This window comes from Dactylosporangium sp. NPDC005572, assembly GCF_040605515.1.
Lineage (GTDB): Bacteria > Actinomycetota > Actinomycetes > Mycobacteriales > Micromonosporaceae > Dactylosporangium.
In genome coordinates this window covers 1-20,136 of record NZ_JBEXCY010000161.1, presented here as the reverse complement: position 1 = coordinate 20,136, position 20,136 = coordinate 1, and the positions used below count along the sequence as shown (strand labels likewise).

At 71.7% G+C, this 20,136-nt stretch carries 18 protein-coding genes; 11 read left to right on the top strand and 7 right to left on the bottom strand.

The genetic code is table 11. The annotated features are described in order from the left end of the window. The first annotated feature begins 589 nt into the window (after positions 1-589). The 7 genes from ABZS66_RS45370 to ABZS66_RS45340 are packed head-to-tail and all read left to right on the top strand — an operon-like array spanning position 590 to position 7,484. On the top strand, positions 590-1,471 hold the full coding sequence (locus ABZS66_RS45370) for a branched-chain amino acid ABC transporter permease (RefSeq protein WP_354769181.1): 882 nt from the start codon (positions 590-592) through the stop codon (positions 1,469-1,471). After that, a complete protein-coding gene (locus ABZS66_RS45365; RefSeq protein WP_354769179.1) occupies positions 1,468-3,249 on the top strand; it encodes an ATP-binding cassette domain-containing protein in 1,782 nt (593 codons plus the stop codon). Before ABZS66_RS45370 ends, ABZS66_RS45365 begins: the two co-directional genes overlap by 4 nt. Then, positions 3,246-3,938 (top strand): ATP-binding cassette domain-containing protein, encoded by a 693-nt coding sequence (locus ABZS66_RS45360; protein ID WP_354769177.1) that lies wholly within the window; start codon positions 3,246-3,248, stop codon positions 3,936-3,938. Before ABZS66_RS45365 ends, ABZS66_RS45360 begins: the two co-directional genes overlap by 4 nt. A gap of 17 nt (positions 3,939-3,955) precedes the next feature. After that, positions 3,956-5,167: an ABC transporter substrate-binding protein gene (locus tag ABZS66_RS45355; protein WP_354769176.1), complete on the top strand. Its 1,212-nt coding sequence runs from the start codon at positions 3,956-3,958 to the stop codon at positions 5,165-5,167. Further along, positions 5,164-6,321, top strand: coding sequence for an acyl-CoA dehydrogenase family protein (locus tag ABZS66_RS45350; protein ID WP_354769174.1), 1,158 nt, complete (start codon positions 5,164-5,166; stop codon positions 6,319-6,321). Before ABZS66_RS45355 ends, ABZS66_RS45350 begins: the two co-directional genes overlap by 4 nt. Continuing rightward, on the top strand, positions 6,311-7,267 hold the full coding sequence (locus ABZS66_RS45345; RefSeq protein WP_354769172.1) for an acyl-CoA dehydrogenase family protein: 957 nt from the start codon (positions 6,311-6,313) through the stop codon (positions 7,265-7,267). The genes ABZS66_RS45350 and ABZS66_RS45345 overlap by 11 nt, the downstream gene beginning before the upstream one ends. Positions 7,268-7,292: 25 nt before the next feature. After that, positions 7,293-7,484 carry a hypothetical protein gene (locus ABZS66_RS45340; RefSeq protein ID WP_354769170.1) on the top strand — a complete coding sequence of 64 codons (192 nt, stop codon included), beginning with the start codon at positions 7,293-7,295 and terminating at the stop codon, positions 7,482-7,484. 44 nt (positions 7,485-7,528) lie between these two features. Here ABZS66_RS45340 and ABZS66_RS45335 read toward each other — a convergent pair whose 3' ends face one another. From ABZS66_RS45335 to ABZS66_RS45325, 3 genes are read right to left on the bottom strand one after another with little or no spacing between them, the layout of a single operon-like run. Next, on the bottom strand, positions 7,529-8,569 hold the full coding sequence (locus tag ABZS66_RS45335; protein WP_354769168.1) for a succinylglutamate desuccinylase/aspartoacylase family protein: 1,041 nt from the start codon (positions 8,567-8,569) through the stop codon (positions 7,529-7,531). A gap of 19 nt (positions 8,570-8,588) precedes the next feature. After that, positions 8,589-11,507 (bottom strand): hypothetical protein, encoded by a 2,919-nt coding sequence (locus tag ABZS66_RS45330; RefSeq protein ID WP_354769166.1) that lies wholly within the window; start codon positions 11,505-11,507, stop codon positions 8,589-8,591. Beyond that, positions 11,504-12,922: a glutamate-cysteine ligase family protein gene (locus ABZS66_RS45325; protein ID WP_354769164.1), complete on the bottom strand. Its 1,419-nt coding sequence runs from the start codon at positions 12,920-12,922 to the stop codon at positions 11,504-11,506. The genes ABZS66_RS45330 and ABZS66_RS45325 overlap by 4 nt, the downstream gene beginning before the upstream one ends. 166 nt (positions 12,923-13,088) lie before the next feature. On the opposite strand from ABZS66_RS45325, the gene ABZS66_RS45320 reads away from it, so the two are divergent. Next, on the top strand, positions 13,089-13,985 hold the full coding sequence (locus ABZS66_RS45320; protein ID WP_354769194.1) for an aminotransferase class IV: 897 nt from the start codon (positions 13,089-13,091) through the stop codon (positions 13,983-13,985). Between the two features lie 14 nt (positions 13,986-13,999). Here the strand turns inward: ABZS66_RS45320 and ABZS66_RS45315 are convergent, their stop codons facing one another. Both ABZS66_RS45315 and ABZS66_RS45310 read right to left on the bottom strand, forming a co-directional pair. Then, positions 14,000-15,316, bottom strand: coding sequence for a PQQ-binding-like beta-propeller repeat protein (locus tag ABZS66_RS45315; RefSeq protein WP_354769162.1), 1,317 nt, complete (start codon positions 15,314-15,316; stop codon positions 14,000-14,002). A gap of 18 nt (positions 15,317-15,334) precedes the next feature. After that, positions 15,335-15,784, bottom strand: a complete 450-nt coding sequence (locus tag ABZS66_RS45310) for a nuclear transport factor 2 family protein (RefSeq protein WP_354769160.1) — start codon at positions 15,782-15,784, stop codon at positions 15,335-15,337. A gap of 83 nt (positions 15,785-15,867) precedes the next feature. Between ABZS66_RS45310 and sigJ the strand changes: the two genes are divergently transcribed. Then, the gene (gene sigJ / locus ABZS66_RS45305; RefSeq protein WP_354769158.1) at positions 15,868-16,734 is read left to right on the top strand and encodes an RNA polymerase sigma factor SigJ; all 867 of its coding nucleotides are present in this window, start codon (positions 15,868-15,870) and stop codon (positions 16,732-16,734) included. Positions 16,735-16,748: 14 nt separating this feature from the next. Here sigJ and ABZS66_RS45300 read toward each other — a convergent pair whose 3' ends face one another. Continuing rightward, on the bottom strand, positions 16,749-18,179 hold the full coding sequence (locus ABZS66_RS45300) for a beta-N-acetylhexosaminidase (RefSeq protein WP_354769156.1): 1,431 nt from the start codon (positions 18,177-18,179) through the stop codon (positions 16,749-16,751). Between the two features lie 86 nt (positions 18,180-18,265). Between ABZS66_RS45300 and ABZS66_RS45295 the strand changes: the two genes are divergently transcribed. Both ABZS66_RS45295 and ABZS66_RS45290 read left to right on the top strand, forming a co-directional pair. Beyond that, entirely contained in the window at positions 18,266-18,886 is a 621-nt protein-coding gene (locus ABZS66_RS45295; protein WP_354769154.1) for a methyltransferase domain-containing protein, read from the top strand. A gap of 33 nt (positions 18,887-18,919) precedes the next feature. Further along, positions 18,920-19,264: an L-rhamnose mutarotase gene (locus ABZS66_RS45290; RefSeq protein WP_354769152.1), complete on the top strand. Its 345-nt coding sequence runs from the start codon at positions 18,920-18,922 to the stop codon at positions 19,262-19,264. Here ABZS66_RS45290 and ABZS66_RS45285 read toward each other — a convergent pair. Continuing rightward, the gene (locus ABZS66_RS45285; RefSeq protein ID WP_354769150.1) at positions 19,183-19,974 is read right to left on the bottom strand and encodes an NAD-dependent deacylase; all 792 of its coding nucleotides are present in this window, start codon (positions 19,972-19,974) and stop codon (positions 19,183-19,185) included. The two genes, ABZS66_RS45290 and ABZS66_RS45285, sit on opposite strands and share 82 nt — an antisense overlap. Between the last annotated feature and the right edge of the window lie 162 nt (positions 19,975-20,136).

The window sequence follows — 20,136 nt, the reverse complement described above, 5'->3', positions numbered from 1 at the left end:
AAAACGCTTCCGCTCAGTCGGTCGACCGACCAAACCCAAACACTCCTGGCCGGCCGGTCGACTGGCCGATGTAACCACTGCCGCTCGGTCGGTCGACCGACCACATGCAAACGCTTCCGCTCAGTCGGTCGACCGACCAAACCCAAACACTCCTGGCCGGCCGACCGGTCGACCGATCGGAGCAAGCGCCGCCACTCGGTCAGTCGGCCGACCGAGTACCAACGCTCTCCCTCGGTCGGTCGACCGACTTAACGCAAGCGCTCCCATCCGGTCGGTCGACTGACCGAACTTGAAAGCCACACCTAACCCTCCGCTCGGTCGGGCGACCGACCGGATGTAACGACTGCGCTCCACTCAGTCGGCGACCGCCCGACCGAAGGCAAACGCTCCCACTCGGTCGGGCGACCGACCCAGTTCGAGCGCTTCCCTTCGGTCGGGCGACCGACCGAAGGCGTGCGCGCTCAGTCGGTCAGGCGACCGACTGAACCGTCTTGAGCAGGGAACCTACCCGCTTGACCGCGTCCTGCAAATCATATATATCTTTTACACCACCCGGGAAGCCACACCCCAGCGCCGGGAGATTTCACTCATGCATCAGTTCCTGCAGTCCGTTCTTGTGCCGGGCCTCGCCGACGGGGCGATCTACGGCCTCGTCGCCGTCGCGTTCGCCACCCTGTTCTCCACCACCGGTGTGATCAACTTCGCCCACGGGCAGTTGGTCATGCTCATGCCGATGGCGATCCTGGTCGCGGTCGGTGCCGGCCTGCCGGCCTGGCTCGCGTACCCGGCGGCGCTCGTCGTGCTCATCGCGGTCGCGCTGAGCGTCGAGTGGGCCGCGATCAGGCCGTTCGTGCAGTCCGGGCAGTCCGTGTCCTGGCTGCTGTCCACACTCGGCGTCAGTGTCGTGCTGGCCGAGGTGCTCGCCGTGCCGTACGGCGGCGAGGCCCGCAACTTCAAACACGGCATCAGCGCCCACCGCTTCGACCTGGTCGGCGGCCTGCGGGTCGCACCCGCCGAGCTGGCCGCAGTAGCGGCGCTGTTCGTCGTGGCCGGCCTGCTCGCCGTGTTCTACCAGCGGACGCGCGTCGGGCTGGAGCTGCGCGCGATCGCCGACGACCTGGACGGCGCCGAGGCGATCGGCATCTCCAGAGCCCGCGCCTCGCAGCTTGCGATGACCCTGTCGGCCCTGGTCGCCGCCGTGACGGGAGTGCTGGTCGCCTCGACCCAGCCGGTCACGCCGTCGCTCGGCCTGTCGTACACGTTCTACGGCTTCGTCGCGACCGCCATGGGCGGCATGGGCAGCATCGGAGGGGCCCTCGTCGGAGGGCTCGTGGTGGGGGTGGCGACCCAGGCCGCCGGCGTCTACGTCGGCAGCCTGGTCGTCAACGTCGCCGTCTTCCTGCTGCTGCTCGCCGTGTACCTGGTCCGCCCGCACGGCTTCTTCGGCGCCGCCCCGGTGCGTGCCGTATGAACGCCATCAGGACAGCGGCCCAGAACATCGGCCAGACGATCGCCCGGCGGGCGCCGAAGGTGCCGCCGAGCCTGCAAGGGCTGCTCCTCACCGCCATCACCATGGGGCTGCTGCTCGCCTCGGGGCCGCAGTCGTACAACGGCTACGTCATCCAGCTGATCTGCGTCTACGCCGTCGCCGCCCTCGGCCTGAACATCACCACGGGCTTCGCCGGTGCATTGTCGCTCGGCCAGGGCGCCGCGTTCGCGCTCGGCGCCTACGTCACGGCGGTCCTCGCGGGCACCTACGAGTGGCCGTTCTGGCTCGCGCTGCTGCTCGGCGCGGTGAGCGGCCTGGTCGCCGGCGCGGCCACCGGCTTCCCGGCCGGCCGGCTCGGCGTCATCGGCCTCGCCATGATCTCGCTCGGCCTGGTGCTCGTCGTCAACGACATGCTCATCCAGTTCCGCGGCGTCACCGGCGGCATGTTCGGCATCTCCGGCATCGACGCGAGGCTGTGGTTCAAGGGCGAGCCGGTCGGCTCCCTGTGGGTGGTACCGGCGGCGATCGCGGTCGTGACGGGCCTCTGCTTCTGGCTGCACAGCCGGTACCGGCTGTCCCGGCTCGGGCAGGCGACCGTCGCGGTGCGCGACGAGCCGATCGGCGCCTCCGCGCTCGGGGTCTCCGGCTACCTGACGAAGGTGGCCGCGTTCGCCGCCGGGTCGGCGTTCGCCGCGCTCGGGGGCGGGCTGTTCGCCTACCTCTCGGCGTACATCTCCCCCGATGCCTTCTCGCCCAACCTGTCGATCCTGTTCCTGGTCATGGTGGTGCTGGGCGGCAGCGGCTCCCGCCTGGGGCCGCTCGCGGGCGCGCTGATCCTGGTGCTCGTCCCGCTCCAGCTCGACGAGTACCCGCACGTCAACACGATCGTCTACGGCCTGCTGCTCATCGTGCTCATGCGGCTGCGCCCGCGCGGCCTGTTCAGCCGGTCGGCGGCCCCGGCGCCGAAGGCGCTGCAGGCCATCACCGACGCACCACCGGCGCCCGAGCAGACACCCCGCAAACCGGGCGAACCGGTACTCGAGGTCCACGACGTCAAGCGCAGCTTCGGCGGCGTCTACGCCCTCAACGGCGTCTCGCTCACCGTCCACAGCGGCGAGATCGTCGGGCTCATCGGACCCAACGGCTCCGGCAAGACGACCCTGCTCAACGTCGTCACCGGCCACTACCCGCCGACCAGCGGCAGCATAACGCTCCACAACGAGGAGCTCGGCCGGCAGAGCCCGGAGGCGATCGCCCGGCGCGGCATCGCCCGCACGTTCCAGACGCCGAAGACCTTCCCCGGCATGAGCATCGAGGAGCACCTCGCCCTCGCGACCCGGCACGACGCCGACCCCGAGCTCCTTAGTGCCTGCCGCCAGGCGGTCCGCACGCTGCTCGAGCTCGGCGGGCTCGACCCGCACGACCGGGCCGCGATGACCCGGGAGAGCCGGGCCATGAGCCACGGCCAGCTGCGGTTCCTGGAGGCGGCCACGGCGATCAGCGGCTGCCCGCGGGTGCTGCTGCTCGACGAGCCGGCCGCCGGGCTGTCGGCCAGCGAGATCGAGGGCTTCGAGCGGGTCGTCGCCGACGTCGCCGCGGCCGGGGTCGCGGTCGTCGTGGTCGAGCACCACCTCGACATGATCGGCCGCCTGGTCGACCGGGTGGTGGTGCTGGACCTCGGCACCGTCCTGTGGGAGGGCCCGCCCGCCGAGCTGCACGACGTGGACAGTGTCCGCGCCGCCTATATGGGGGTCCGATGACGCTGACCGTCGAGCACCTGCAGGTCCGCTACCGCGGGGTCACCGCGGTCGACGACCTGTCCCTCACCGTCGAACCCGGACAGTGCGTGGCGCTGCTCGGCGCGAACGGCGCCGGGAAGACCTCCGCGCTGCGCGGCATCGGCGGCCTGGAGCCGTCGACGGGCGGCGTCCGGCTCGGCGACCGGCGGCTCGACGGCACCCCGGCCAGCCGGCGGGCCCGGGCCGGCCTCGGCCACGTGCTGGAGAACCGCCACGTCTTCAAGAGCCTCACCGTCGCCGAGAACCTCAAGGTGGCGGCCGGCCGTGCGAGCCCGGCGGACCGCGCCAGGAAAGACCCGCTCGAGCTGCTGCCCGAGCTGCGGGAGCTGCTGCACCGCAAGGCCGGCGGGCTCAGCGGCGGCCAGCAGCAGATGCTCGCCATCGCCCGGGCCGTCGCCGGCGCGCCCGAGGCGATCATGCTCGACGAGCCGACCAACGGCCTCGCCCCGAAGCTCGTCGACCGCACCGTCGGCATCCTCGCCGACCTGCGGGACGCCGGCTTCGCGATCCTCCTGGTCGAGCAGCGCCTCGAGGTGGCGCAGCAGCTCGACGCCGACGTCGTCGTCCTGCGCCACGGCCGGGCCGAACGCCGGCTGCGCGGCACCGACCCCGAACTGCCCGACGTGCTGCACGCCGCCTACCTGTCGTAAAGAAGGGACACCCCTCCATGAATCGAAGAATGCTGTTAGCCGCCGCCTGCTCGCTGACCCTGGCGCTCGCCGCCTGTGGTGACGACAGCGCCGACCCGAGCGGTACCACCGGGGAAACAACGATCACGATCGGCTTCGTCGGCGCCCTGACCGGCGCGCTCGCCCCCAGCGGCCAGGTGGCACTCGTGGGCCTGCAGGCCGGCGCCGACTACGTGGCCGCCAAGTACCCCGGCACGAAGATCGAGATCAAGCAGAAGGACACCAAGGGCGAGCCGACCGCCGCCGTCGCGGCGACCCGCGAGCTGGTCCAGGACAAGGTGAGCGCGATCTGGTTCACCACCGAGGCGTTCCCGCCGGTGCAGGACTTCCTGAACACGGCGAAGGTGCCCGGCGCGACCGCCGGCGGCATCGGCGCGGTGCTCAACGACGTGGGCGACTCGAAGCGGTACAAGTACGCGTTCAGCACCGGCGCCGGCACCTCCGGCGACACCTCGGTGGAGCCGTTGCTGTCCTACGCCGCGTCGGCCGGTGACACCGTCGCCATGCTCGACGACTCGTCGGCGTTCGGCACCTCGCAGTCGGAGCGGACGCTGTCGATCGCGAAGAGCAAGTTCCCGAACGTGAAGATCGTCAAGGAGAGCTTCCCCAGTACCGCGACGGACGTGACCGCGCAGCTGACCAAGCTCAAGGACTCCGGCGCCAAGTCGCTCATCGTCTGGTCGTACGGCGCGCCGCTGGTGGCGACCATGAACAGCCTGGGCAAGCTGGGCTGGAACCCGCAGATGTCGGGCGTGCTGGGCATCGGTGACCCGTCGGTGTCGGAGCTGATCCCGGCCGGCATGAAGGCCACCCTGGCCGCGGGCCCGATCGCCAAGACCTTCGTGTCGTCCACGGAGGGCGCCGAGCCGTCCGGGATGGCCGCCGAGTTCGTCAAGTTGTACCTCAAGGCGAAGAACAAGGACACGTTCAACGCCCTCGACGCCGTCGGCGCCATGTCGTTCGACTGGGCGCTGCTGGTCGTGCAGGCGTCGCAGCAGGCGAAGTCGACCGACCCGGACGCCATCAAGAAGGCGCTCGTCTCGCAGGGCACCTTCGAGGGCGCCAACGGCAAGTACGTCTTCGGCCCGGACAAGCGCATCGGCCTCGACGCCGACCAGCTGGGCGTGTTCGTGCCGGCCAAGTCGTGCGCCAAGGGCATGTGCGTCGAAGCCTCCATCGGCGCCAAATGAGCGTCGATCTCCAGCTCGGCCCGCAGGCGGACCAGCTCCGGGTCCGCCTGCGGGCGCTGCTCGCCGAGCTGCTGCCCGGGGACTGGACGACGTCGTTCGCCACCGACCCGGCCGTGCAGGCCGTGGTCACGGACATCACCCGGCGCCTCGCCGCCGAGGGCCTGCTGACGCTGAGCTGGCCGAAGGAGTACGGCGGCGCCGAGGCCGACGTCTGGCAGCAGACGGTCCTGCGCGAGGAGATGTGGGCGCACTTCGAGCCGCGCGGCCCGCAGTACATGGGACTCAACTGGGTCGGCCCGGTCGTCATGGAGGTCGGCACGCCCGAGCAGAAGGCCCGCCACCTGCCCGGCATCTCGGCCGGGCAGGCGGTGTGGTGCCAGGGCTTCAGCGAGCCCGGCGCCGGCTCCGACCTCGGCTCGCTGCGGCTCGCGGCCCGGCCCGACGGCGACGGATGGGTCCTCAACGGCCAGAAGATCTGGACGTCGTACGCGGGCCTGGCCCAGTGGTGCTTCCTGGCCGCCCGGACCAGCTCGGCGGGCGCGAAGCACGAGGGCATCACGATCTTCCTGGTACCGATGGACTCCCCCGGCATCACCGTCGTGCCGATCGACTCGATGCTCGGCGAGCAGCACCTCAACGAGGTGTTCTTCGACGACGTGCGGGTCGGCGCCGACGCGGTCCTCGGCGGGGTCGGCAACGGCTGGGACGTGATCCGGCTGGTGCTCAAGCACGAGCGGATCGGGATTCCGCGGTACGCCCGGGACGAGCGGCTGCTGGCCGACCTGGCCGCGCACCCCGGGCTGGCCTCGGCCGGCGCCCGGCAGGCGTTCGTCCGCGCGCTCGTCCACGCGCGGGTCGCCCGCCTGCTGAGCTACCGCGCGGTGGCGCTGCGCGAGGCGGGCCGGCTCACCGACCGGGAGGCGTCGATCGCCCGGCTCGCCTCCATCCAGCTCGACCAGGAGGTCGGCCGGCTCGCCCTGGACGTCTCGGGGCCCGACGCGCTGGTACCCGACCCGTCCGCGCCGGGCCTGCTCGGGCACGTCGAGGACGTGTTCCGCTACGCCCGTTCGGCGACGATCGCGTCCGGCACGATCGAGGTCCAGCGCATGATCGTCGCCCGTTCCGCACTCCAGGAGGATGGCCATGCGGCGTGACTGGCCGGCGACCGCGGTCGACTACGAGTCGTCCGTGGCGAAGGCGCTGCTCGGGCTCGGCGGGGTCGACCTCGCCCGGTCCGGTGAGACCGACCCGGGCCGCCGGGCCGCGGTGGTCCGGCCCGCCCTCGACCAGTTGGGCCTGCTCGACCTGGACCCGTGGGGCGACGAGGAGGAGTCCGCGGCCGCCGTCCTGGGCGTGCGGGCGGCCGGCGCGGTCGTGCTGCCCTGGCCGGTCGTGCACGCTTTGGCGGTACCGCTGCCGTCCCGGCCGGACGTGGACGGCCTGTTCCTGACGGCGGGCCCGGTGGCGCGGCTCGACCACGCCGACCTGTTCTCGTCGGCGGTGGTGGCCTCGGTCGCGACGACGGAGGTGCTCGCGGTCGCGCCGGGCGCACGGTCCGGGGCGCCGCTGGATCCGTTCGCGGTCTCCGTCGACTGCTCCCCGACATCGCTTGATCTGGATGTACGGCGATCGATCGCGATGCATCTGGTCCTCGACGCCTTCTGGGTGACGGGAGCGCTGTCCACGGCCGCGTCGCTGGCCGTGTCCCACGCCCGCGACCGCGAGCAGTTCGGCCGCCCGATCGGCAAGTTCGGCGAGATCCGCTGGCGGCTCGCCGACCTGCTGGTGGCCGTCGACGGCCTGGCCGAGCTGGCCCTGCACGCCTGGTGGCTGCTGCGCCGCGGCGCGGCCGGCGACGCCGACCTGCTGGCCCTGCGCCTGCAGATGCTGGAGTCGGCGGACGTGGTGCTGTCCAACGCCCACCAGATCCTGGGCGCGATGGGCCTGTGCGACGAGCACGACGTCTCGGTGATCGACCGCCACCTCCAGCCGGTCCTGCACCGCCCGTCGGGCGTCCTGGCGACGACGGACCTCCTGGCCCGCGCGGTGGCCCGGGAGGGCTTCGCGGCGACGTACCCGGTCCCGGCCCTGGACGCGTGACGCCGTTGGCGGCATGCTGGGCCGCATGCGATGGGTGTACATCGGGCTCGGCGTGCTGCTCGTCCTCTTCGGCGGCGTCTGGACCCTGCAGGGCCTCGACGTGCTCGGCGGCAGCGCCATGAGCGGGGTCACGATCTGGGCCGTCGTCGGGCCGATCGTCGCCCTCGCCGGGATAGTCCTGCTGGTGATCGGCCTGCGCCGGTCCCGCGCCGACTAGCTGGCCCTCAGGCTGCGTCGTCTGGGGGAGCCAGCGGCCCGCGCTCAGAACGGTACGTCGTCGCGGTCCAGGAAGACGTCTGCGATGGCGTCGGCATGGGCTTGCAGTTCCAGGCCCCGCCGGTGCCCTTGGTCGTGCATCCACGCCACCGGCTTTCGGCTGCGCAGCCCCGCGTTCATCGCGGCGCCGGACGTGCAGTCGGCGCTGGTGTAGTAGCCGCGGACCTCGACGGTGACGATGGGAATCCCGGGCCGATCGAGCCCGTACCGCGACGAGTGGAGGACGGCCCTCGATCCCCACTCGCCGAGTGAGACGCCCTCGTCGACCGAGTTCGGCCGGGCGTACCGCGCGGTCGGCCGGGTGGACTGGAGCCAGTTGCCGACCACCCAGTCATCGCGGAGGTCGCCGTTGTCGCCGGCCACGAGGCCGCGGCCGGCGAGGTCGTGCTGCCGCTCACTGATGCGTGCCGCGGCGTCCAGTGCTAGGCGATCGATCTCAGCCACCGGCGGCAATTCCTGGTGGTTCGCCCGCGTGAGCTCGAGCGCGAGGTCGGTGACCGGATCCACGAACACACCCGGCAGATTCAGGCGTCCGCGTGAAGCAATGTTGACGTCCTCGACCCGCCGGATGCCGTGTATCGAGACGATGAGCGCCGGGCGCAGCTGCGCCACAAGGTCCAGGACGACGAGATTCTCTGCTTCGATGGCGAACCCGAGGGCGTCCCGAAGCTGCGAGGAGCGATGACACCATCCGATCGGGGGCATGTTCCGATTCGGGTCGCGATATGGAGTGCCGTCGGCGAGCGTCGTCCTGCGGCCGGTCGGGTCGTCCGGCCAGTCCGCCGGGTCGGCGGACGTCAACCGGGTCCGGAACGCCCGTTCGGCGCCAGCGACGTTGGCTGCGAACAACGTGGGAACGACGGCCACCGCGCGGCGGCGCGGCGGGCCGTTCCGCAATGCCCCGATCAGTCTGCGCGCGACCTCGACGCCGGCCCGCTCCGACCCGTGCACGCCGGCGAGCACCAGCACCTCGCCGGGTGCGCCGGCGAAGCGATGCACCTCGACGGCCGGGTATCGATGCGACATCGCCATGAAACCCGGCTCACTACAGGAAATTGAACGCCAGCGGCGGCGCGGCACGCCCGCGGCGCAATGCGGCGATCACGTCCCGAATGTAGCGCCGGTCGATGCGCTGGTCGGTGTCACGCCGTTTGATCGTGCGCTCCGCGGCAACTGCCTGGCGCATGGCCGAGCGCCAGCCGTCAGCGCCGGTGGCGGCCTCGGCGAGGTGAGCGTACGTCAGCGTCCAGGGATGTCCGATCGACGCGGCTATCCGCGCCGCCTCCACCGCGTGATCCCTGGCGGCCGCCAGATCCCCGCGTGCCCGCGTGATCTCGGCCAGCCCCAGGTGGCCGTACGCCGACTCGATCCGGAAACCCAGCGTGCCGCAGACGTCGACGACGACGTCATAGTGACCGCGCGCCGCATCGATGTCTCCGCCGCGCCGGATCGCCTCGCCGAGGCCGAGACGGGCATAGATCGCGCCGTACGGGTACGAGCCCTGGGAGGTGGTGAGCAGACGCTCGAACTGCTCGGTGGCCTGGGTCAGTTCGGCCGAGAGGCACAGCAGTTGCCCCAGCAGGCGCACTGCCGAGAGTTCGCCGCGCCTGTTCTGGGACCGCTCGAACCCGACGAGGCACGCCGTGGCGAGTTCCGTCGCCAGCTCGACATGTCCCTCCATCCGCAGCACGTGCGACTCGCACAGCTGCGAGTACCGGAACCCCAGGGTGTCCGGATAGTCCACGTACAGTTCCTTGAAGGACGAACACGCTTCGGCAGCCCCGGCGAAGTCGCCCATCTGGCGAAGAAGCTCCGACTTGTGGCGGCCCATGTTGCGTGGATCGGAGCGAGCCGACAGCACACCGAACGTATGGGCATCGATGAACTCGGGCACTTCCACGTGCGGGGCCAACGTTTCGGCTCGCACGCAGTGGTGCAGTGACGCCGCGAACTCGTCCATCAGCTTGTAGGTCAACGACATGCCCCAGGCTGCCACCAGCGCCGAATGGCGGTCGCCGGCTCGTTGCGCGATCTCGTCGAGGGCACGGAACGCGCCCAACGCGCGCTGATAGTCGGCATGCAGGCGGTACGCCTCCCCCAGATACGTCAGGGCCTTCCGGCGCAGCCGGTGGTCCTCGAGATGCTCCAGAAGGCCCGATGCCGAGTTCAGCCGGACGATCGCGGTGTCATAGTCGCCCACGGCCATGGCGAGCCTGCCGCCGAAGACCAGCACGTCGATGTCCGACCCGCCCAGGCGATCACCGAGATCCCGCACGACATCGATCACGCCCTGCGCCCTGGTGAGCAGAAAGGCACCCAGGAGCTCGTCGAAGATCCGCCAGGGCTCGGCGAAGCTGCGGTCGTCGTCCACGACCGAGCGGTGGTAGAGCCATTCGAGCATGTACGCAAAGCCGGGATCCGGGTCGGCGACGGCATCGGCGCCGTCGCGGGCGAAGTACTCCAGTGCGCGTCTGTGCCATACCAGTTGCTGTCGGACGATCCTCGACGAGTGCAGCATCTGCCGCCGGACCACGGGGTGGATGGAGTATGCCTCGATGCCGTCGAGGTTTCGATACTCGACGAAACCATATCGCGTCAGCTGGTCGAACTGTTCCTGGAACGACGGGCCGCCCTGCGCGACCTCGAACAGCATCTCCTCGTTGAACCAACGGGGTATGCAGGCCGACCGCAGGATACCGACCAGCTCGCTCTTGCCGTGTTCGGTGAGCTGCTCGAGGAGGCGTTCCAGCAGCCAGTGCCCGAACACCCGGGACCAGTCGGCGCTCAACGGCGCGATCCCGTCCAGCCCGGCCTGGAGTACGTCCACCTCCGCCATCGGGTCAGAGGCCTCGTCGAAGAGGTCACTGGCGACCGCGAGCGCCAGCGGCAGGCCACCCGTGGCCCCGTAGATCGCATCGGCCACGGACCTCGCGAGCCCCCGCTTCTCGACGAGGTACGTCCGGCTGTCTTCCGCGGAGAAGATGTCGACGGCGTACTGGCAGAGGTTCTTGCTGATGAAGACGCTCGCCTCGTCGACTTCTGTGCCGTCCGCCCAGAACGATGCCGGATCGAGCATCCACGCACCCGAGGGCGAACGTCGTTCGGCCCATCGGAGCCGGTTGCGTCCGGCGAGGATGAGCGTCACCTGCGAGCCCTGCTCGATGAGCTCGCGGCCGAGCCGCTCGACGAACGTCGCGTCGATCCGGCCGTTCCGCTCTGCTGTCTGGTCCTCCAGCCGCTCGTACGTGTCGACCATGATCACGACACGCTGCCGAGGTTGGTCGCTGAGATCTGCGGCCAAGGCGCACGGCAGGAGGTGATGGATGTGCGCGAGGTCGGCCTGCTTGAGTGCCTGCTTCCAGTTGGTCGCACCGGCCGGCAGCCCGACGTTGTCTCCGAGCCAGTCCCGCACTCGCCGTTCGGCCAGGCGCCGACGCGTGCGGGACGTCGTCTTGAGCGTGAGGTTGACGAGCTTCGCGGCGCTGCCCACCACCGGCACGGCTTCGATGCCCTCGAGCACCTCGGCGAGCGTCTCGGCATCCTCATTGATCAATGACGGGTTGCGGCTGACCGGCGTGTGGTAGGTGCGTTCCCACCACGTTGCCCACAGCAGGTCGAAACGCGGGAAGGATAGATCGCCCCATTTTGAGATCTGCGCCCGCAGATCCCACAGTGCCTCGGGTGCCGTGGTCGGGGTCCGGCCGGCTTGGAAGGAACCGAATGCGATGGGGATCGCGGCCGCCGGCGACGCCGCCCCGGCCGCGGACAGACTGTGTCGCAGGTACTGCAGCAGTGTGCTCTTCCCGGCGCCGCCGATCCCGTAGACAGCGAGCACCGGGACGCGTGACGTGCCGTCCATGAGGCGACGGAACGTGTCGACGATCGCCGTCCGGTTGGTGAACCGGCTCAGCAGCACGTCTTGCGGGAACGTGTCCCGCATCAGATGGCGGCGTCCCTGGTTCACCCGGCCATCCCTGCCAGCCGCAGGGCGTCGGCACGCCATGCGGTCTCGTCGATCACGCGGCGGACGCCACCCGCTTGGAACCAGGTGCGGATGCGGTCGGAATAGCCCACACCCGACTCGATTCGCCGCAAGAGTGGTTCGAGCAGTCGCTCCTCGCCGAACCCGCGCTGCCGGAGGCCTGCGCCCGCGATGTCGATCATCCGGGTTGCCAGGCGATGGTGCTCGCCGCCCGGACGGACACAGCGGATGCCCTGGACGCTGCCGTCGATCCGAAGCTGCCGCCACGCTTCCCAGGCACGCTCGCGCCGTAGGTGCTCAGCTGCTTCGTGCTGCTCGACGAGCCCGAGGACCAGGGCGCCCACGCTGCCCTCGGTGCCCTGTTCCGAAACACCGCTCGCCCGGAACTCGACGTAGCAACGATCGATCCGGGAAGCCATGAAGTCGCCGATCTGCCCGGCCGTGACCGCGGCGCGGATCTCGTCCATTGTGGTCTGTCGCGGCAGGGTGTACCTGAGACGACTCGCGAGCCAACCGTAGCCGTGCACCTCGTTGACGTGCGCGAGCGCCGGTTCGACATAGCGCACCGGCCGCCGGGGCGACCAGACCGCCGCCGGCGCGGGGGACGACACGAATTGCCGGAACGAGCGCCGACCCGCAACGATCGAGATCGTGCCCGAGTCGTCCTTCACGAAGTACATGGTGGACGCCCAGAACCAGTCGACGTAGTCGTTCCAGTCGGCGAACGGCCTCGGCGGCAGCCCGTTGGAGTAGTAGTGCCGGTCGGTGGGCCGCAGACGCCGGGATCGCTCATCCGATATCCAGGTCCGGAACTCGTGCCACTCCTGGCACGCTCCCTTGGCTATCGGGCTGCTCGAGGTGAGCGCAATGATCAGCCCGGACAACGCGTTCAGGCTATTCACAACGGATATTGCCGCCGACGGGGCCACATCCACCGAGCACTGGTGGGAGGCCATCGGCACGGACCACGTGTGGTACGGCATCCGCGCAGCGAATGATCGGTAGGCGTCTTTCGCGGTCTTCCGCTGTGCATCGGCCCAGGTGATTGGCTGAAGGCCCATGCACAACAGCCGGAGGTCGAGGCCGGCGGCCATGTCCGACACCCTGCGGATCGCCCTGTTCGCGAGGTCGACGGCCCGCGGTATCGTTTCCTCGGGCTTGAGCGCGAATTCGACGGTGCAGACTCCGGTGTCATTGCTGATGTGCTCGGCAAATCCCCCGCGGGTCCTGGCGAGGCCGATGGTGGCGTCTGTCTGCTGTTGTCGGATCGGCGTCCACCCCGGCAGTGCCGACTCCGCACCCTCCCAGAAGGCTCGGGCGTCCCGACGGGTGATGGCCTGCCCTTTCGGGACGACGATGGGGTACTCGAATTCGAACCCGATGCGACGGACGCCCACGCCACCCCCCTCCCGAAACGGCGGCGATCTCGCCGTTCAGTGAGACGACCGCCACAATTTTGAATGTAGCGATGGACCAGCCGGAACGACTCATCCATCCGGATGGTCCGGCCGCCACCGGCACGACGGCGGCCGATGCGCGCGCTACGCTTTCGAAGTGATCGATATGCCGCCGCCGGTTCCGCTGGTGGCTGTGCTGGGCCGGGGAATCGTGCCGATTGACACACCGATCATCCGGGCGGATGACGCCGGTCTTCAGCGGGGGGACGGCGTATTCGAGGCAATCCACGTCCGCTGGCGGCAACCGGTCCGCCTGGCCGAGCACCTGGCCCGGCTGCGGCGCTCGGCGGCGCGGGTGGACCTCCCACTGCCGTCCGAGGATGCGCTGGCCGATCTGGTGGTGCGCCTGTGCCGTGTCTGGCCGGATACCGCCGAGGCAGCGGTCCGTCTGGTGTGCAGCCGCGGGACGGCCGGCACCGACTCAGGCACGGTGTTCGCGGTCATCTCGGCGGTGAGCGACGACATCCTGCGGCTGCGGCGAGACGGCGTGTCGGCGGCCACGGCGCGGCTGGGCTACACGGTCGACGTCCGCCGGCAGGCTCCGTGGCTGCTGGGCGGGGTCAAGCTGCTGTCCTACGCGGTGGCGATGGCCGCGCAGCGATGGGCGGCCGCGCGCGGCATGGACGACGTGGTCTGGGTGTCCGAAGAGGGATTCGTGCTGGAGGGCGCCACGTCGACCGTCGTCTGGCTCGACGGCGACGTGCTGTGCAGCGTGCCCGAGACCGCCGGCGTGGTGCCCGGCACCACCGCCCATTGGCTCGTCAGCAACGCTCGCACGCTCGGCTGGACCACGCAGGAACGGTTGGTGACTCCCGAAGCACTGGCGGCCGCCGACGGCGTCTGGCTGTTGTCGGCGATTCGGGGCGGGACTGCGGTGCGCACCCTTGACGGGAAGCGGGTCTCCCATGATCATCGGCTGACCGCGAAGATTCTGAAGGTCACCGGACACTCGGTGGATCCGCGCCCGGTCGGCGCCGATCTACGCCAGCCGGAGCCCGCCTGAGACGACCGCGCCGGCTAGGGCAGCGGCCACACCGACAGGATCCCGTCGGCCACGCACGCGAGCCGGCCGTCGTCCTGGACGCAGCTCAGGTCGCGGTGGTCGACCGGCGCCCGGCCGAAGAGGGTGAGCCGGCCGGTGTCCGGGTCGACCACGGCCAGGGCCGCGCCGTCACTGCCCGCCTCCCGCCAGACCACGATCCGGTTGTCCGGCGTCAGCGCGGTGAGGCGCCAGCCGGTGAGCTCCCACAGGATCCGGCCGGTGCGGACGTCGACGGCGGCGATCGGATGCTCGGCGCCGGCCGCCGGGCCGACGTCCCAGGTCGTGACCAGCACGGTGCGGCCGTCGCCGCCGAGGGCGCCGTTGTAGCCGTCGAGGTGCCAGCGCCGCTCGCCGGTCCGCGCGTCGAGGGCGGCCACGCCGGTCGCGTCGCGCAGGCAGTAGAAGCCGCCGGCGCAGGCATAGGGCACGCTGTCGTCGCCGGTCGCCGGCCAGCGCCACAGCAGCCGGCCGGTCTCCCGGTCGTAGACGTCGGTGCCCACCTGGCCCGCGGTGGACACCATGACGCCGTCGTCGCCCATGGAGTACCACGACAGCGTCCCCGACCACGCCAGCCGCCGCGTCGCGGTGACCGCGCCGGTCGCGAGGTCGTGGGTCTCCAGCTGTCCGTCAGGGCTGAGCACCCACATACCGTCCGTGCGGGCGTCGGCGATGGACCCCGTGGGCGGCTCGAGCGTCCACACCACCTTCCCCGTTCGCTCGTCGAGCGCCCGGTACCGCCGGGGGACCTGCTCGACCGGCTGGTTCGGCGCGATCTGCCCGTCCGGGGTGATGATGATCGTGCGGAACTGCGGCGACCCCTCGGCCAGGTCCTCGGTGATCAGCAGCCCGGGGGCCCCGCCGATGACCGCGAGCCGGGGCGCCTCCCACAGCCGGTCGCCGGTGGCGGCGTCGAACACGGTGAAGGCGCCGCCCTCGTCGTTCATCCGCGCCACGACCCGTTCGCTCAGGAACATCAGGCGTTCGCCGACCGCGAGCGGCGTCGACCACAGCAGTGCCCCGTCGCGCAGCCGCCGCACCTCGGCCGTGCTGCCGGGCGCCTGCGGCTCGTACCGCGACACGACGACCCGCCCGCCGGACGCCTGCAGGTCGAGGATGCGCACGTCGTCGAGCCGGTAGCCGGGCGCCGTGCCCACCGCCGGCGCCCCGGCGGTCAGCACCGCGGCCGACACCAGGGCCACCGCCGCGAGCGCGATCCAGGGCCGCCCCCGTTTCCGTGGCGGCAGTGCCGGCTCCGGGGGATTCCACGGTACCGAGAGGTCGAGCTCGATCACCGCATCAGCGTGCCATGCTCAGGCGGCCGGCGGTGCCCCGGCCAGCGGGCTGTCGTCCGTGTAGCGGATCTCGTAGACGCGCTCGGCGAACCGCCAGCCGTCCGCCGTGCGGGTGTAGCGGTCGTGGTACAGGGCGTAGTTGAGGTGCGAGGAACCGTCGCGGAAGCGGCCGAACTCGGCGACGTACGCCCGGCCGGTCGCGGTGCCGTCGGCGCCGAGCCGGATGGCGCCCGGATGGACGTTCTGGACGAAGAACTCCCAGAGTGTCCGGAGTCGTTCGACCCCGGCGCGGATGGCGTCGCGCCCGGTGAGCTCGACGCCGGCGCCGGGAATCCGCCAGACGGCGTCGTCGGTGAACAGGGCCGCGAAGCGGTCCCAGTCGCGCTGCATCCCGGCGTCGGTGAACTCGCCCCGCAGCGCCTCGATCTCGACGCGGTCGGCGAGGGCCTGCAACTGTTCGGTGTCCATACCGGCCCGACGACACGGGGCGGCGCAACGTCAGGCCTGACGTTCCGGTGCGCCGCTTCGTCGGGAGGAGTATGAGTGGTGTCATGACGATCATGGACGAGCGCCCGCAGCTGCTCGGCCTGGCCTACCGGCTGCTCGGCTCGCTCGCCGACGCCGAGGACGTCGTGCAGGAGGCGTTCGCCCGCTGGTACGCCATGACGCCCGGCCGGCGCGAGTCCGTCGAGTCCCCGGGCGCCTGGCTGTCCACGGTCACCAGCCGGATCTGCCTCGACCTGCTGGGTTCGGCCCGCGCCCGGCGCGAGCGCTACGTCGGCGAGTGGATCCCGGAGCCGCTGCCGCCGGACGTGCTCGGCGGTACCGGCGAAGACCCCGCCGACCGCGTCACGCTCGACGAGTCGGTGAGCATGGCCTTCCTCGTCGTCCTGGAGTCGATGACGCCGGCCGAGCGGGTGGCGTTCGTGCTGCACGACGTGTTCCGCTACCCGTTCGCCGACGTCGCCGCCATCGTCGGCCGCACCCCGGCCGCGTGTCGCCAGCTCGCCTCGTCGGCCCGCCGCCGCCTGGGCACCGCCCGCACCCCGGCCGCACCGGCCCGCCGGGCCGGCATCGTCCGCGACTTCAAGGCGGCCTGGGAGGCGCAGGACATCGACGCCCTGGTCGGCCTGCTGGACCCGGACGTGACGACGGTGGCGGACGGCGGCGGCCGCGTGAACGCCGAGCTCCACCCGGTCCACGGCGCCGAACGGGTCGCGGAGGGCTTCGTCACGGTCCGCCGCAAGGCCCTCGACCTGCGCATCGTCGAGCGCACGGTGAACGGCCAGCCGGGCCTGGTGATGCTCGACGGCGACGTGACGGTGACGGTCCTGGCCTTCGACATCACGGACGACCGCATCACCCACGTGTGGGCGGTCCGCAACCCCGAGAAGCTGCGCCCCTGGGCAACCGGCTGAGCCACGCCCTGCCGTCAGTCCACCCAGGCAATCTGCGGGGAGCGGTGGAAGTTGACGCCCTCGGCCGTCCAGCGCGGGCCGTGGGCGGCCAGCCGCCGGGCGAAGTCCGGCCAGTCATGCTTCGCGCGCGGCGACCAGGCCAGCTCGGCGAGGGCCGCCACGCGCGGGAAGGCCAGGTACTCGGCGTCGCGGTACGACCGCAGGGTCTCGGACCACAGTGGACCCTCGATGCCGTGGACCGCCGCCTCGGGCACGCCGGCGAGGTAGGTGCCGGGGTCCCAGTCGTACACGTCGGCCACCTCGATGAACGCGGCCCAGTCGAAGCCGATCGGGGTGCCCGGGTCGTACTTCATGTCGAGGTACACCTTGTGCGCCGGTGACAGCACGACCCGGCTGCCGCGCGCCACCGCGGCGGCCATCCGCTCGTCGCTGCTGTCGCGGCCCCAGTACTGCGGGATCACCGACGCCGGCGGCGTGGCCCGCAGGATCTCGTGCCAGCCGATGACCGCCTTGCCGTGCTGCGAGGCCATGGGCAGCACCCGGGCCAGGAACGCGAGGAAGCCGTCCTCGGGCGTGGCGTGGGTCTCGTCGGTGCCGAGGTGCAGGTACGGTCCGGGGGTGAGGGCGGCCACCTCGCGCAGCACGTCGTCGACGAATCGGTAGGTGACCTCCTGGTCGATGGCGAGCGAGCTGAAACCCTTCGCGTTGCCGTGCCGGGTGAACGGCGCCGGCGCCACCCCGGCCGGCCCGAGCTCGGGGTAGGCGACCAGCGCCGCGTTGACGTGCCCCGGCAGGTCGATCTCCGGGATCACGGTGACGTTCCGCGCGGCGGCGTAGTCGACGAGCTCCCGGTACTCCCGCTGGGTGTAGAAGCCGCCCGGCCCGCCCCCGACCTGCGTGGCCCCGCCGACGGCGGCCAGCCGCGGCCACCGCTCGATCTCGATCCGCCACCCCTGGTCGTCCGTCAGATGCAAATGCAGGACATTGATCTTGTACCGCGAAATGCCGTCGATGAACCGCCGCACCTCGGCAACGGTGAAGAAGTGCCGCGCCACGTCGAGCATGACCCCGCGGTGCGCGAACCGCGGCCGGTCCCGCACGACCCCACCGGCGAAGGCCCACGGCTCCCCGAGCAGCTGCCGCAGCGTCTGCACCCCGGCGAACAGCCCACGCGCGGTCCCCGCCGTGAGCGCCACGCCATCGCGGGTGACGGCGAGGCGGTACTCCTCGGGATGCCCGATGCCGTCATCGATGGTGAGCGCGATCGCGCCGCGCGCCTCGTCGACGGGCACCGCAAACCCGGTCGCGTCCCGCAGCACCTCGGCAAGCAACTCCCCGACGGCCGCGGCCGCTCCCCCGGCCCGCACCCCGACGCCGGCGGTCACGGCGAAGTCGTCGCCGGGCACCGCCCGGACCTCGACCGGCACCGGTACGAGATGGTCCATGCCGCCCAGCGTATCGTCCCCCGCGAATTCGCCGAACCGGCAACGAAGCTTGCCCACCGGCCGGGGCCACGGCCAGGGTTGGGCGCATGACCATGGAGATGTTCACCGAGGACTATTGGGAGCAGCGGTACCGGAGCCGCGGCACGCTGTGGAGCGGGCGGCCGAACGCGCACCTCGTCAGCGACGTCGCCGGCCTGCCGCCGGGCGCGGCGCTCGACGTCGGCTGCGGGGAGGGGGCCGACGCCATCTGGCTCGCGCAGCGTGGGTGGCGGGTCACCGGGGCCGACATCTCCCCCACCGCGCTGGAGCGGGCCGCCGCGCACGCCGCCGACGCGGGGGTCGACGTGACCTGGGAGCGGGTCGACATGCTGGCGTGGACGCCGGAGCCGGGGCGGTACGACCTGGTGACCGCCGCGTTCGTGCACGTCCCGTCGGGGCTGCGGGAGGCGCTGTTCGCCCGGCTGGCCGACGCGGTCGCGGCCGGCGGGACGCTGCTCATCGCCGGCCACCACGCGTCCGACGCCGCCGTGGTGCCCCGGCCGGACGTGCCGGAGCTGTTCTTCACCGGCGAGGAGCTCGCCGCCGCGCTCGACCCGGAGGCGTGGGAGGTGCAGGCGGCCGACGCCCGGCCGCGGACGGCCAACCATCCCGAGCACGGCGGGGAGGTTACGATCCACGACGCGGTGCTGCGGGCGCGGCGCCGCTGACCCCGTACACATCCGGCTTCCGGAGGCGATCGCATGCCGCAGGTGGCGCTCCACACCCGGCTCAAGCCCGGCCGCGAGGCCGAGTACGACGCCGTGCACGCCGTCATCCCGCCCGAGCTCGACGCCGCGCTGCGGGAGGCCGGCGTGCGCGGCTGGCGCATCTGGCGCTCCGGCCGTGACCTGTTCCACCTGGTCGACGTCGACGACTACGCGGCCATGCGGGCCGCGCTGCGCGACCACCCGGCGAACGTGCCGTGGCAGGCCCGGATGGCCGAGCTGCTGGAGGTCGAGGACGACTACTCCGGCGCGGACACGGGCGTGCCGCTGGTCTGGACGCTGCCGTCCCAGGCCGCCGACACCAACGCCGGGAGCACCTGAGCGGCGGTACCGCGAAGGCTGACGTCGCAGAACGGATCCAGCGGCGTCGGCTCGGGATTGACCTGCACCAGCGTGGCGCCGGCACGGGCGGCGACGAGCGGGATCTCGGCGGCGGGGTACACGACACCGGACGTGCCGACGGTCAGCAGCACGTCGCAGCGGGCCGCGGCGTGCACGGCGGCGTTCAGCGCGTCCTCGGGCAGGGCCTCGCCGAACCACACGACGCCGGGCCGCACGAGCCAGCCGCACTCGGCGCAGCGCGGCGGCGGGATCGGGCCGTCGCCGTCCGCCAATGCGGTGACCTGCGCCGGGTGACCGGACGCGCCGATACAGCGCGGGGCGAACAGGCTGCCGTGCAGGTGGACCGGGTCCCGGGAGCCGGCCCGCTCGTGCAGGTCGTCGACGTTCTGGGTGACCACGACGACGTGTGGGACCCGGGCCTCGATGGCGGCGACGGCCAGGTGCCCGGCGTTGGGCACCGCCCGCGCCACCCGGGCCCGGCGCCACTCGTACCAGCCCCAGACCAGGTCCGGGTCGGCGTGGAACGCCTCCGGCGTGGCCAGCTGCTCGGCGTCGAACCGCGCCCAGAGGCCGGTCAGGTCGTCGCGGAAGGTCGGCACTCCGCTCTCGGCCGAGATGCCGGCGCCGGTGAACACGACGACCCGGCGGGCCCGGGCGAGCAGTCCGGCGGTGGAGCGCAGTTCGTCCATGCGCCGGATTCTGGCACGCCCGGGCCCGCGGGTGCGGGTGGGTCAGATCTCGCGGATCTGGCCCGGGAAGCCGTAGTAGGCGTCCCAGATGTCGGTGAACCGCTCGTAGCACGGGTCGAGCGCGCCGCCCCAGTTGTCGCTGCCGCCGCCGCTCGTGCCGCT